Source organism: uncultured Corynebacterium sp., from assembly GCF_947253065.1.
GTDB lineage: Bacteria > Actinomycetota > Actinomycetes > Mycobacteriales > Mycobacteriaceae > Corynebacterium.
This window is the reverse complement of sequence record NZ_CAMXWS010000046.1, coordinates 1-11,232: the sequence shown is the minus strand read 5'-3', so window position 1 is coordinate 11,232 and position 11,232 is coordinate 1. Positions and strand designations below refer to the sequence as shown.

12 protein-coding genes and 1 pseudogene are annotated in these 11,232 nt (G+C 62.7%); 12 read left to right on the top strand and 1 reads right to left on the bottom strand.

Going from position 1 to position 11,232, the window contains the following annotated elements; all coding sequences use genetic code 11:
* The 11 genes from Q0X21_RS09170 to Q0X21_RS09120 all read left to right on the top strand — a co-directional run.
* The coding region (locus tag Q0X21_RS09170) for a TilS substrate-binding domain-containing protein (protein WP_297851584.1) at positions 1–289 on the top strand (289 nt) is incomplete at its 5' end.
* 293 nt (positions 290–582) lie between these two features.
* Positions 583–1,239 carry a hypoxanthine phosphoribosyltransferase gene (gene hpt / locus Q0X21_RS09165; RefSeq protein WP_297851583.1) on the top strand — a complete coding sequence of 219 codons (657 nt, stop codon included), beginning with the start codon at positions 583–585 and terminating at the stop codon, positions 1,237–1,239.
* Between the two features lie 112 nt (positions 1,240–1,351).
* Complete coding sequence (ftsH, locus tag Q0X21_RS09160; RefSeq protein WP_297851582.1) at positions 1,352–3,844, top strand: ATP-dependent zinc metalloprotease FtsH; 2,493 nt, start codon at positions 1,352–1,354, stop codon at positions 3,842–3,844.
* Positions 3,837–4,439 (top strand): GTP cyclohydrolase I FolE, encoded by a 603-nt coding sequence (gene folE, locus Q0X21_RS09155; RefSeq protein WP_297851581.1) that lies wholly within the window; start codon positions 3,837–3,839, stop codon positions 4,437–4,439. The genes ftsH and folE overlap by 8 nt, the downstream gene beginning before the upstream one ends.
* Positions 4,440–4,441: 2 nt before the next feature.
* Positions 4,442–5,323 (top strand): dihydropteroate synthase, encoded by an 882-nt coding sequence (gene folP / locus Q0X21_RS09150; RefSeq protein ID WP_297851580.1) that lies wholly within the window; start codon positions 4,442–4,444, stop codon positions 5,321–5,323.
* Positions 5,324–5,722 carry a dihydroneopterin aldolase gene (folB, locus tag Q0X21_RS09145; RefSeq protein ID WP_297851579.1) on the top strand — a complete coding sequence of 133 codons (399 nt, stop codon included), beginning with the start codon at positions 5,324–5,326 and terminating at the stop codon, positions 5,720–5,722.
* Positions 5,723–5,731: 9 nt separating this feature from the next.
* A complete protein-coding gene (gene folK / locus Q0X21_RS09140) occupies positions 5,732–6,196 on the top strand; it encodes a 2-amino-4-hydroxy-6-hydroxymethyldihydropteridine diphosphokinase (protein WP_297851578.1) in 465 nt (154 codons plus the stop codon).
* Positions 6,193–6,660 carry a DUF3180 domain-containing protein gene (locus tag Q0X21_RS09135; protein WP_297851577.1) on the top strand — a complete coding sequence of 156 codons (468 nt, stop codon included), beginning with the start codon at positions 6,193–6,195 and terminating at the stop codon, positions 6,658–6,660. The genes folK and Q0X21_RS09135 overlap by 4 nt, the downstream gene beginning before the upstream one ends.
* Positions 6,661–6,670: 10 nt before the next feature.
* Positions 6,671–7,855 carry a DUF6779 domain-containing protein gene (locus Q0X21_RS09130; RefSeq protein WP_297851576.1) on the top strand — a complete coding sequence of 395 codons (1,185 nt, stop codon included), beginning with the start codon at positions 6,671–6,673 and terminating at the stop codon, positions 7,853–7,855.
* Positions 7,855–8,505 (top strand): hypothetical protein, encoded by a 651-nt coding sequence (locus Q0X21_RS09125; RefSeq protein WP_297851575.1) that lies wholly within the window; start codon positions 7,855–7,857, stop codon positions 8,503–8,505. The genes Q0X21_RS09130 and Q0X21_RS09125 overlap by 1 nt, the downstream gene beginning before the upstream one ends.
* Before the next feature lie 4 nt (positions 8,506–8,509).
* On the top strand, positions 8,510–9,313 hold the full coding sequence (locus Q0X21_RS09120) for a pantoate--beta-alanine ligase (RefSeq protein WP_297851574.1): 804 nt from the start codon (positions 8,510–8,512) through the stop codon (positions 9,311–9,313).
* On the opposite strand, the gene Q0X21_RS09115 is transcribed toward Q0X21_RS09120, so the two are convergent.
* A complete protein-coding gene (locus Q0X21_RS09115; RefSeq protein ID WP_297851573.1) occupies positions 9,310–10,509 on the bottom strand; it encodes a hypothetical protein in 1,200 nt (399 codons plus the stop codon). The two genes, Q0X21_RS09120 and Q0X21_RS09115, sit on opposite strands and share 4 nt — an antisense overlap.
* A gap of 284 nt (positions 10,510–10,793) precedes the next feature.
* Between Q0X21_RS09115 and Q0X21_RS09110 the strand changes: the two are divergent.
* A pseudogene (locus tag Q0X21_RS09110) lies at positions 10,794–11,232 on the top strand (hypothetical protein); the annotation flags it as partial.

Sequence of the window (11,232 nt, the reverse complement as noted above, 5' to 3'; positions counted from 1 at the left end):
TCCGGCTCTTGCCCGCACTGCGGAACGGATCGTGGCTGATCAAGAACTCGTTTCTAATCTATTCGACCTCGGCCCGACCAATGACTGTTCTGCCTTGGCGGCCACCCCAGCACCTGTCCGCCGGCGCCGGATCCTCGCGTGGCTGCGCGAGCAAGGGCAACAAACAATCGGCGGTGCGCAGCTGGCGGATATCGAGCGTCTTTGCACCGACTGGCACGGGCAGGGCCCCGTGGTGATCGGTGGCGGCCTTAGCGTCGCCCGCATCGAGAGTTTTCTAGTTGTCGGTTAGCCGAGTCTCGCACGCTGCATACCGTCTCTCGCACGCTGCACATGCCACGTCTCGCGCAGCACGTAGAACGCCACTAGATGCGTTTGAGATCCGAGTCACTTCCGTCACAGTGAAAACAGATGACCTGGGGATTTAGGAAGCGCTTTCAAACGCATCTAGTGGCACCGTATTCAGGCTGGGTGTTGCCCGTATATCTCCGGATACCTCCGGCGTATCGAAGGACAGAGTGGCTGGGGTGAGGAATGAGGGGGCGGGGGAGTCGTCGATAAGCGATCTTCTGGCAAGATAGCGGTATGGCTGAAGGAACGAGGCTGAGCGAAACTAAGAATTTCGATGTCCCGCCGCACCGCTACGGCGAGGATGTTGAGGCAATCCTGATCCCTGAGGATGAGCTGAAGGACCGCATCCAGGAGATGGCGGACAAGGTCTCCGAGATGTACCGCGATGCGGACAATGACCTCATCCTGGTGTGCGTGCTCAAGGGTGCGGTGTACTTCCTCACCGATTTCGCTCGTGCGTTGTCGATCCCGTCGGAAGTGGAATTCATGGCGGTGTCCAGCTACGGCAATTCGACGACGAGCTCGGGTGTCGTGCGCATTATGAAGGACCTGGACAAGGAGATCTCCGGCCGTGACGTGCTGGTCGTGGAGGACATCATCGACTCGGGTCTGACCTTGTCGTGGCTGCTAAAGAACCTGTCTGGCCGTCAGCCGAAGAGCCTGAATGTGATCACGCTGCTGCGTAAGCCTGAGGTGCAGACGGCGAAGATTGATCTGCTGGACGTCGGCTTTGATATCCCGAATGAATTCGTCATTGGCTACGGCTTGGACTACGCGGAGCGCTACCGCGACCTGCCGTACGTGGGCACGCTGCACCCGCGCGTGTACTCGGACACGGATGACCAGCTCGTGCCGTCGCGCGAAGAGGGGCCGGAGTCCGTCGAAATCTAGTGCGCATCGCGCAGGCGTTGGCGGATTGTGTACCGTCCGCAGTGCTGAACTTGCCACGGTGAGTAGGCTGTAGGAACTGCAACTTTTGGCTACTTACCCACAACAGGACTAGATGAATAACAAGAACGTCGCGCGTTACGGCATCATCGGTGCCGTTCTGCTTATTTTGCTGTACCTGGTCACTTTGATCGGGGATGATTCGCGTAATTATGCCGAGGTAGACACCTCTGTTGCGCTGCAACAGCTTGCTGAGAAAAACGTCGAGGAAGCGCAAATCGACGACCGCGAGCAGCGTGTCCGGCTGACCCTGCGTGAGCCGATCACCGTTGAGGAACGCGAAGGGATCGAAGAGATCCAGGCGCAGTACCCGGCGCGGACTACCCCGGATATTTTCAACGCGGTCAAGGGCGCGGAGGCAGATTCGTACACCACGAATGTGACGCAGGAATCGTTCCTGATGTCCATGCTGGGCTTCATGCTGCCGATGCTGTTGATCTTCGGCCTGATCTTCTTCTTCATGTACCGCATGCAGGCTGGTGGCGGCATGTTCGGCATCGGTGGTTCGCGGGCGAAGAAGCTGTCCAAGGACATGCCGACGAATACCTTCGCGGATGTCGCTGGTGCGGACGAAGCAGTGGATGAGCTGCAGGAGATCAAGGACTTCCTGCAGGATCCGGAAATCTACGAGCAGCTGGGCGCGAAGATTCCGCGCGGCGTGCTGCTCTACGGCCCTCCCGGTACTGGTAAGACGCTGCTTGCCCGTGCTGTCGCCGGTGAGGCAGGAGTGCCGTTCTATTCCATTTCCGGTTCGGATTTCGTGGAGATGTTCGTCGGTGTCGGTGCCTCCCGTGTGCGTGATCTGTTTAAGCAGGCACGTGAGAACAGCCCGTGCATCATCTTCGTCGACGAGATCGATGCGGTCGGTCGCCAGCGTGGCTCCGGCACCGGTGGTGGACACGATGAGCGCGAGCAGACCCTGAACCAGTTGCTCGTGGAGATGGACGGCTTCGGTGACCGTGAGGGCGTCATCCTTATCGCGGCGACGAACCGCCCAGACATCCTGGATCCGGCGTTGCTCCGCCCGGGCCGTTTCGACCGTCAGATCCCGGTGACCAACCCGGATCTGGCCGGCCGCGAAATGATCCTTGGTGTGCACGCAAAGGGTAAGCCATTGGGTCCGGATGTGGATTTGAAGTCGCTGGCCAAGCGCACCGCAGGCATGTCGGGTGCGGACCTGGCGAATGTCCTCAACGAAGCTGCGCTGCTCACCGCCCGCATTGGCGGCAACGTGATCACGGCCGACGCGCTGGAGGAAGCGACCGACCGCGTCATCGGTGGTCCGCGTCGCTCGTCAAAGGTGATTTCTGAGAAGGAAAAGAAGGTCACCGCGTACCACGAAGGCGGTCACACGCTCTCCGCGTGGGCGCTCAAGGACATCGAGCGCGTGTACAAGGTGACCATCCTTGCCCGCGGACGCACCGGCGGCCACGCCATGACTGCAGCCGAGGACGACAAGGGCATGTACAACCGCGATGAGCTCTTCGCACGCCTGGTCTTCGCCATGGGCGGCCGCGCGGCAGAAGAACTCGTCTTCGGTGAGCCCACCACGGGTGCCTCTGCCGATATTGAGCAGGCCACCAAGATCGCACGCGGCATGGTCATGGAATACGGCATGAGCTCCGCGCTCGGCACCGTCAAATACGGAGACGAAGCCGGCGACCCGTTCGCCCGCGCAATGGGTGGCGGCACGCTGGATTATTCGCCAGCCATCGCTGAGACGATCGACCGCGAGGTGCACGAGCTTATCGACGCCGCCCATGCCCGCGCCTACTCCATCCTCGCTGAGCACCGCGACTACCTGGACACTCTCGCTTCCAAGCTGTTGGAGAAGGAGACTCTGCGTCGCGGTGACCTGGAAGCAATCTTCGATGGCATTGAGCCGAAGGGCTCCGGCCTTGAGATTGTGGATTCCCGCTTCCCCCGTCAGATTGGCCGCGAACCGGTGAAGACCCCAGTTGAGTTGGCTGAGGAGCGCGGCGAGGAACCGCCGAAGAAATTCTCCCTGCTCGAGGCCTCCCAGAAGGCCCGCGCCCGCCGTCAAGCTGAGCGTGAAGCAGAGCTGAATAACCGCTGGCTCCCGCAAGACCGGAACCAGCAGGGGCAGAACCAGCCGAATCCGAACCAGTGGCAGCCCAACCCGGGCCAGCAAAATCAACCGCGTTACGACGGCCCCCAGCCACCGGCCGACTGGTCCTTCAGCGGCGATAACCGCAATGCCCAGCACCCTGGCGAAGCGCAGTACCCGGTGAACAATCAGCAGCAGAACGCACCGCAGACCCAGCCACAGAATCCGACGCAGCAGGCAGCGCAGCCCACTGAGGTGATCGGTTTCCGTCTGCCGGAAAATGAGCAGCCGGACCACGTGTGGGACGACCGTGCGGATGAGCGCAAGGACGCTAACCAGAATGCTGGCGAGGAGTCGCCGAGTGCTGATTCATCGGGGTTGGCAAAGCCGAATTGGAGCGAAGGCGATGCACCGACTGAGCAGCTGCCCCGACCAGAAGAGCAGTATGAACCGCGGCACAGGAGGCCTGAAGATGAGTGAGACCGATAAGACTGGCGTGGAGCAGCGACCGGCATTTGATCGGCAACGCGCTGAAGCAGCAGTTCGTGAACTGCTGCTTGCGGTAGGGGAGGACCCGAACCGCGAAGGTCTGCTGGAGACCCCAGCACGTGTCGCGCGTGCCTACGAAGAAGTCTTCGCCGGCCTGCACACGGATCCGACGACGGTGCTGGAAAAGACCTTCGCGGAAAACCACGAAGAACTCGTGCTGGTGCGTGATGTGCCGATTTACTCCACGTGTGAGCACCACTTGGTGCCCTTCTACGGTGTGGCGCACATCGGCTACATCCCTGGCGAGGACGGCCACGTGACTGGTTTGTCCAAGCTGGCACGACTGGCGGATATGTACGCCAAGCGGCCGCAGGTGCAGGAGAGGTTGACGAGTCAGATTGCGGATGCGCTCGTCGATAAGCTGAATGCACAATCCGTGATCGTGGTCATCGAATGTGAGCACCTGTGCATGGCAATGCGTGGTATCCGGAAGCCGGGCGCAATGACGACGACGTCGGCTGTGCGCGGCGGATTCAAACGCAATGCTGCATCGCGCGCTGAAGTATTGAGCCTGATCAGAGGGTAATTATGGTCACTGTTGCAGATCTAACTACGCCCAGCCGCACGCTGGTCATGGGCATTGTGAATGTCACGGAAGACAGCTTTTCCGACGGCGGAAAATGGCTCGACCGCGACCGCGCTATCGCGCACGCGAAGGAGCTAGTGGCGCAGGGCGCGGACATGATCGATGTCGGTGCGGAATCGACCCGCCCGGGTGCAACCCGCGTGCCCGCTGAACTGGAAGCCGAGCGCGTCAAGCCGGTGATTGAGGCGCTGCACGCCGAAGGAATCCGCACATCGGTGGACACGATGCGCGCATCCACGGCTGCTGTTGCCGCGGAAGCTGGCGTGGACATGATCAATGATGTCTCCGGTGGCCTGGCTGATCCGGACATGTACCGCGTGATGGCGGAGACCGGCCTGCCGGTGTGCCTCATGCACTGGCGCACGGTGCACAATGCGGACTTCGGCGACGCCGCGGGTTCTGCTGACCACGGCGGCGATGTCGTGGCTGATGTGCACGAAACGCTCGCACGCCTCACCGACAATGCTGTCGCCGCGGGCGTGGAGCACTCCCAGATCGTGCTCGATCCGGGCCTCGGCTTTGCCAAGACCGCTGCTGATAACTGGGCTCTACTGAACGCTTTGCCAGAGTTCATCTCTGGCGACCTGCCGATTCTCGTCGGCGCATCCCGCAAGCGTTTCCTCACTGAGATCCGCGCGAACCGCGGGCTGGAGGCGAACCCATCGCTCGCGGACCCCGCGACCGCGGCGGTCACCGCAGTCAGCGCGCACCTCGGCGCGTGGGCAGTCCGCGTACACGAAGTCGACGTTTCTCGCGATGCTGTCGATGTCGCTGCCGCATGGCGTCTCGGCGCGTCCTACGGCGCGGAAGCCGGGGAGAACTAAATGGCTGACCGCATCCAGCTCACCGGTATCCGCGTCCACGCTGGCCACGGGGTGTTGCCGCACGAGGCGGAATACGGCCAGCCATTCATCGTGGACATCACCGCTTGGCTCGATTTCGCCGACGCCGCGCGCGATGACGACCTGACCAAGACCGTCAACTACGCCGAGCTTGCCCAGCTCGCCGCCGACACGGTCAAGGGCACGCGCCGGGAACTCGTGGAGACCGTTTCCACCGAGATCGCCGAGCGCGCCATGGACACATTCGCCCAGCTGCACGCGGTGGAGGTCACCGTGCACAAACCGCATGCGCCAGTCGGGCTCGTGCTGGATGACGTGGCCGTCACCGCCCGCCGCTCCCGCAAATCCATGACCGCCAACCGCCCCGTGGCTGGAAACTAAGGAATCAACATGCGTGCTGTGCTGTCCACCGGATCCAATATGGAAGACTCCCGCGCGCACCTCGCCGCGGTAGAAAAAGACTTCGCTGATGAGCTGATCGCAGCGTCGCGTGTGTACCGCACCGCACCGTGGGGTGGGGTGGAGCAAGACGATTTCTTGAACCAGACCCTCATCGTTGAGGTGACGCAGACCCCGCATGAGCTGCTTGCCCGGTGCCAGCGTCTCGAGCAAGAAGCACACCGGGTGCGTGAGGTCCGGTGGGGGCCGCGCACTTTGGACGTGGACATCGTTGCGCTGTATGAGGACGGTGAGGAAATCACAGTAGATACGCCTGACCTGACCGTGCCGCACCCACGCGCGCACGAGCGTGCCTTCGTGCTCGTTCCTTGGGTGGAACTGGAAAACGGGGTGCTGGGTGGACGCGATATCAATGAACTCATCGCAAACCTTGACGACGAGGTGACCCCCACATGACCCGCACCAACATCACCGCTCTGGTGGGCGTCGCTGGCTTCTTCGCAGCAGCCGCGCTGATCCTGGTGCGTCGTTTCTACGGCTCCTGGCAGACGATCTCCCCGCTATGGTCGCTGCCGTTGTGGGCTGTTGCCGCAATGTGTGCTTTCCTCACGGTGATGGTTCGGCGTCGCCGCAAAGAAGGCCGAGTTGGTTTGGATCGCTCACAGATCAACCCCATGATGATGGCTAATTTCATGGTCATCGCGAAGGCCTCCGCCTGGTCCGGCGCGATCATCGGTGGCTGGTTCTTGGGCCTGGCGGTGTGGGTGCTGCCCCGTATGAACACTCTCACTGCCGCACAAGCTGACCTCCCCGGCGTGATCTCCGGAACCCTTGGCGGTGTGGCATTGGCCGTGGCTGGTGTGATTCTTGAGCGCTCCTGCGAGGTGTCGCCACCTGCCGAAGGTGAAGCAGCGGGTTAGAGTGTTGGACATGACTGCGGAAAATCGGTCGCGTGACGGCGGCAATGTGTGGATGATCGTTCTGATCGCACTGGCACTGATTGCCACAGTGATCATGCTGTTCAGCGACTCTGCTGTGTGGCTACAGATCGCGCTGCTCGCTGCCCTGTGGGCCGCCATCTGCGGTTTCTTGCTGGTCAGCCGTGCCCGTCACGAGCGTGAGCGTCTGGAGGCTGAAGCTGCCTCGCGTGAGCGTGAGTACCAGGCAGAGATCGATGCTCTCCGCGCCCGCCACGAAGCGGACCACTACGCTCTTGAGGCAGCCCGCGCTGGCGAAGGCCTGCCCCCGGCAGTCGACCTTGAGGTGCTCCGTGAGATCCGTGAGGAGCTGGCTACCCTGCGTAACCAGCTCGAAGACCTCTCCGGCCGCGAATTCGGCTACGAGCCCGCCGCCCTTCAGGCCGAGGCCCGCCGTGTCAAGGAGATCGAAGCCCGCGCTGACCGTGTCGCGCCGAGCGATTCGCAGAAGGAGCCAGCGCAGGCACAGCCGCAGCAGCCGAGCGCGCCTGCGCAACCGAAGCCGCAACCGCAGCAGCAGGCGAACCAGTGGGCGACGCAGCCGACCCCGGCACCGCAGCAGCCCAAGCCACAACAGCCCAAGCCGCAGCAGCCTAAGGCACAGCCGAAACCACAGCCGCAGCCGAAGCCGCGTGCGGACCAGTGGGGTGCGGACCAGTGGACGTCTGCACCGCAGCATCCCGCAACGAATAGCTGGGGTGCAGCTGGCGCCAACGACGACACCTCACGAATCGAGCCGGTGCGCGACGAGGGTGAAAACCAGGCGATCAACGCGCTGAGCAAGCAGCCCAAGCAGACGGAGCAGCCCAAGCAAGAGGCGCCGAAGCAGCAGCCGAAGCACGAGGAGCCGCACGTGCACCGTGGGCCTTCCTCGGATGCGGTCGCGGGTCGTGTTGGTTCGCACCGCGCGCCGGAAGGCCGCAACCCGCTGACGGATCTGATCCGCGAGCGCCAGGAAGAGCTGGAGAAGGAGCGGCAGAGGCAGGAGGCGGAGCGACGTCGTCAAGCGGAAGAGGCACGTCGCGCTGAAGCTGAGGCCGAGGAGCAGGAGAGCCGCGGTCGCCGTCGTGCGGACGCGAACCGCGAAGGTGCGCTTACCGTCGCTGAGCTGCTCGCACGCAGCAAGAAGGGCAAGTAGTGGGGGCACCACGCTTGCGGGTGTGGGCATCGGAAAGTAGCACACTCGCCTCTGAACTCGCGCGCGTTGGGCACATGGTCACCGTTGACGCGCCCGTTGCGGAGGCGGCGAACAATGATCTTGTGCTTATCGACGCCACCGTGCCCCTCATCGATGCCCTCGAACCCCATATCCGTCATGGGCAGATGGTGTTGCACACCTCGCTGCGTGACGGCGTGCAGGTGCTCGACCCGCTGGAGGTCCGCGGTGCCGTGGTGATGGCCGCGCACCATATTTTCGATGATTTTTGGGTCACTTCCGCCGCGGATGAACTCGGTGAGGCGACCGTGAACCTGCTCATTGGCGAGATCGGTGGCATGGCCGTCCCCATTGCTGACGCCGATCGCCCGGTGCTCATGGCCGCGCAACGGCTGCGCGCACTGGAACATGAAGTGCGGTTGGACGCTTACAACCTGCTGCGCAGCGTGATTCCTGCTGTAGACGTGAAAATGGACGAATTCCTTAACGGTGGGGACCGCCCGTACGCGTATCCCGTAGACGCCGCAACGCGCGAATTGATTGGTTCTGCCATCGCGGACCCGGCGGCGAGGGAGCTGTATGAGGGGCTGGAGGGGCGTCGTCAAGCACGCAATGGCAGGCCGTACCCTTAAACCTATGAGTTTTGAACCTGGGAAAGCTGTCGTGGTCACGGATCCCGCGCAGCTGGCGACGTACGGCCGTGCCTTCCGCAAAACCGGCAAACGCGTGGTGCTCGTGCCGCTCGGACGTGGGTTGCATGCGGGACATATCTCGCTGATTCGCGCGGCGAAATCCTTGCTCGGCGCGATCGTGATGGTCACCTACAACGGCGACGACGTGCCGGAAGACTTCGCGCGCGAGGGCGTCGATGTGGTCTTCCACGGTGACCTGTCCACCCCCGTGCGCGTCGTGCCTAAGCTTGATCACCTGGAAGATCCGGACGCGATCGCTGAATCCATTACGCGCACGATCGCTGCGATCAACGCAACGCACGCCACCGACGTGGTGATGGGGGAGAAAGACTTCGAAGAGCTCGTCGCCCTCCAGCAGGCGGTCAGCGCGCTGCGCATGGAGGTACTGCTGCACAGCCTGCCCACCGTCCGTGCGGCGGGTGGTGTCGCGATGGCGTTGCGCAACGAAGAAGTCCCAGATTCGCTTCACGACGCCGCCCTCGCCCTCTCCGCCGCCCTCACCGCCGGCGCGCATGCCGCTGAACACGGCGCTGACGTCGTGCTTGAAACCGCACGCGGCGTCCTCGACGCAGCTGGTATTACCCCCGATTACCTCGAACTGCGCTCTTTGGGCTTTGGTCCCGCGCCGGAAGTTGGCGACGCACGACTACTCGCTGCCGCCACCTTCGGGCCCGTCCGACTGATTGATAATGTCGGCGTGCCCGTCGGCGTCGGCTTTAAAAATATGGGTGACGAGGCCGGCGCCTAGGCCTCCTCGCCCTTCTTGGCGTCATCTCCGCCGCCGTCCTGGATCACCCAGGTGGCGTGCGGGCCACCGGTGGAATCACCGACGAAGATCACGAACTCGCTGCTTGCCACCTCCGGGGTGTAGGAGGAGCAGAAACGCAGACCCTTCTTCGACTCGCCTTCCTTCAGACGGATCGGGTAATCCTTTGCATTCAGCGAAACACGCTGGCCATTCGGGAACAGCGCAACATAACGGTTGGGCAGGTGGAAGTTGTAGGCGTACTCCCCAGTCTTCTTACCCAGCTGGACGTCACCAACAACGCACACCTCCGGCGACTGGCTACCGGCAATATTGCCCCCGGTGATGGTGAACGTCGTGCCCTCGTAATCGTCGTCCTCGATCTCCAGCTTGTCGCCGAATGCCTTGGCCTCTTCCTTAGCCTGCTTGTACACCGGCACAACCAGGGACTGCGGCTCGGCCTTCACCTCAAGGAATTCCGGCGAGTCAAAGTCAAACATGCCGTGGGAGGTGCGCTCCCAGTCGTACTGCGTCTGCAGGTTATTCAGCTGACGAGCCATCGGGTACAGCGCTGCACACGGACCATTCGTGCTCAGCTTCACCTTCTTGAACATCGGCTGCGAGCTCGACATCGTGCACTTCTGGCCTGGACCGTACGTGTCAACAGCCAGGTCCTGCACCTCATCCGGTACGTCGAAACCATCAGCGGATTCCTTCCACGCCGACAGGTCCGCGTCCTTCGGGGACTTACCGTTATCGCTTGCCTCGGCGGAAGTGTCCAGCGTGACCTCGAAGTCCGAGCCGTCCGCACTAGCCGTGGTGCCGATGCATTGGTAGGAGTCCTTCGCCACATCCTTCACACCGACTGAATCGAAGAAGTCACTGCCCAGTTCACACTCCGTGAGCTGACCGCCATCCAGCTTGGATACCAGCGTCTCCTCATCCCAGCCCAGCGGGCCGGTCGGGGTGGGGCGCAGCTTCTGGAAGATCCACAGTCCCGCAAAAGCCAGCGCCAGCACCACCAGGATGGTCAGTGCGACCTTGAGAATCGTCGGCACACCACCCGAACCTGCCGGCTTATTGAACTGCGGCTGCTGCGGCTGTGCCGGCTGGGCAGGCTGGGCCGGTTGCGGCTGGCGCGCACCGTTCGCCGGGGTGGGGGCTCCCCAGTTGTAGGAACCCGGATTCTGCTGGGTCATGGCTGTGCTCCTTTAACTCACACGATCAATCAAGCGACGCGCCCTCGGCAGGGTGCACCCCCGCCGAAGTTTGCGAGATTCACAATAGTTACCGTAATAATCCTGGCATGCTTCATGTGTCTAGGCTGAAAATGCTCCGCTATTATTCACCCCTAGACAGCGTGACTGCAGGATTTTTGCCCGCTAGGCAGGCACAGCTGCCGGGTGGGGTCTAGTCTGGCAGATGTTTGACGCGGTTGACCCGGCCATCTGCGGCGGGATTCGAGAAAGGAAACAGTAAGGACATGGCACACTACGACCTCTACAATTCGCTCGGCCTGGACCGCTCCGCGGATCCCGCCACCCTGGGCGCGGAATTGGATCAGCGCATCAACTCCGGCGTAGCCACCAACCCCGGTGGTGTTGAGGAACTGCGCATCGCCCGCGACATTCTCGGTGACCCGCAACGTCGCACCCTCTACGACCAGAAGCTGGATGACCCGAACGCACCGGAGATCAACATCGCTGCCCTCCGCGACCTGGCACAGGCCAACTTCGGTGGTGCCCCGGCAGCAGGTGCTGCTGGCGCCGCGGGCGCTGCTGGTGCAGCTGGTGCCGCAGGCGCTGCTGGCGCTCAGGGCGATGGTGCTCAGGCGCAGTTCGCGCAGCCTGGCCAGCAGGGCCAGCCTCAGGGCGAGCAGGGCCCGAGTGCTTTTGACAAGAGCCGCGACACGTTCAACGAGT

What these genes read in the sequence shown, in the direction of transcription:
- hpt (WP_297851583.1), top strand. Translation starts at nt 583, where the DNA reads ATGGCTGAAGGAACGAGGCTGAGCGAAACTAAGAATTTCGATGTCCCG.
- ftsH (WP_297851582.1), top strand. Translation starts at nt 1,352, where the DNA reads ATGAATAACAAGAACGTCGCGCGTTACGGCATCATCGGTGCCGTTCTG.
- folE (WP_297851581.1), top strand. Translation starts at nt 3,837, where the DNA reads ATGAGTGAGACCGATAAGACTGGCGTGGAGCAGCGACCGGCATTTGAT.
- folP (WP_297851580.1), top strand. Translation starts at nt 4,442, where the DNA reads ATGGTCACTGTTGCAGATCTAACTACGCCCAGCCGCACGCTGGTCATG.
- folB (WP_297851579.1), top strand. Translation starts at nt 5,324, where the DNA reads ATGGCTGACCGCATCCAGCTCACCGGTATCCGCGTCCACGCTGGCCAC.
- folK (WP_297851578.1), top strand. Translation starts at nt 5,732, where the DNA reads ATGCGTGCTGTGCTGTCCACCGGATCCAATATGGAAGACTCCCGCGCG.
- Q0X21_RS09135 (WP_297851577.1), top strand. Translation starts at nt 6,193, where the DNA reads ATGACCCGCACCAACATCACCGCTCTGGTGGGCGTCGCTGGCTTCTTC.
- Q0X21_RS09130 (WP_297851576.1), top strand. Translation starts at nt 6,671, where the DNA reads ATGACTGCGGAAAATCGGTCGCGTGACGGCGGCAATGTGTGGATGATC.
- Q0X21_RS09120 (WP_297851574.1), top strand. Translation starts at nt 8,510, where the DNA reads ATGAGTTTTGAACCTGGGAAAGCTGTCGTGGTCACGGATCCCGCGCAG.
- Q0X21_RS09115 (WP_297851573.1), bottom strand. Translation starts at nt 10,509, where the DNA reads ATGACCCAGCAGAATCCGGGTTCCTACAACTGGGGAGCCCCCACCCCG.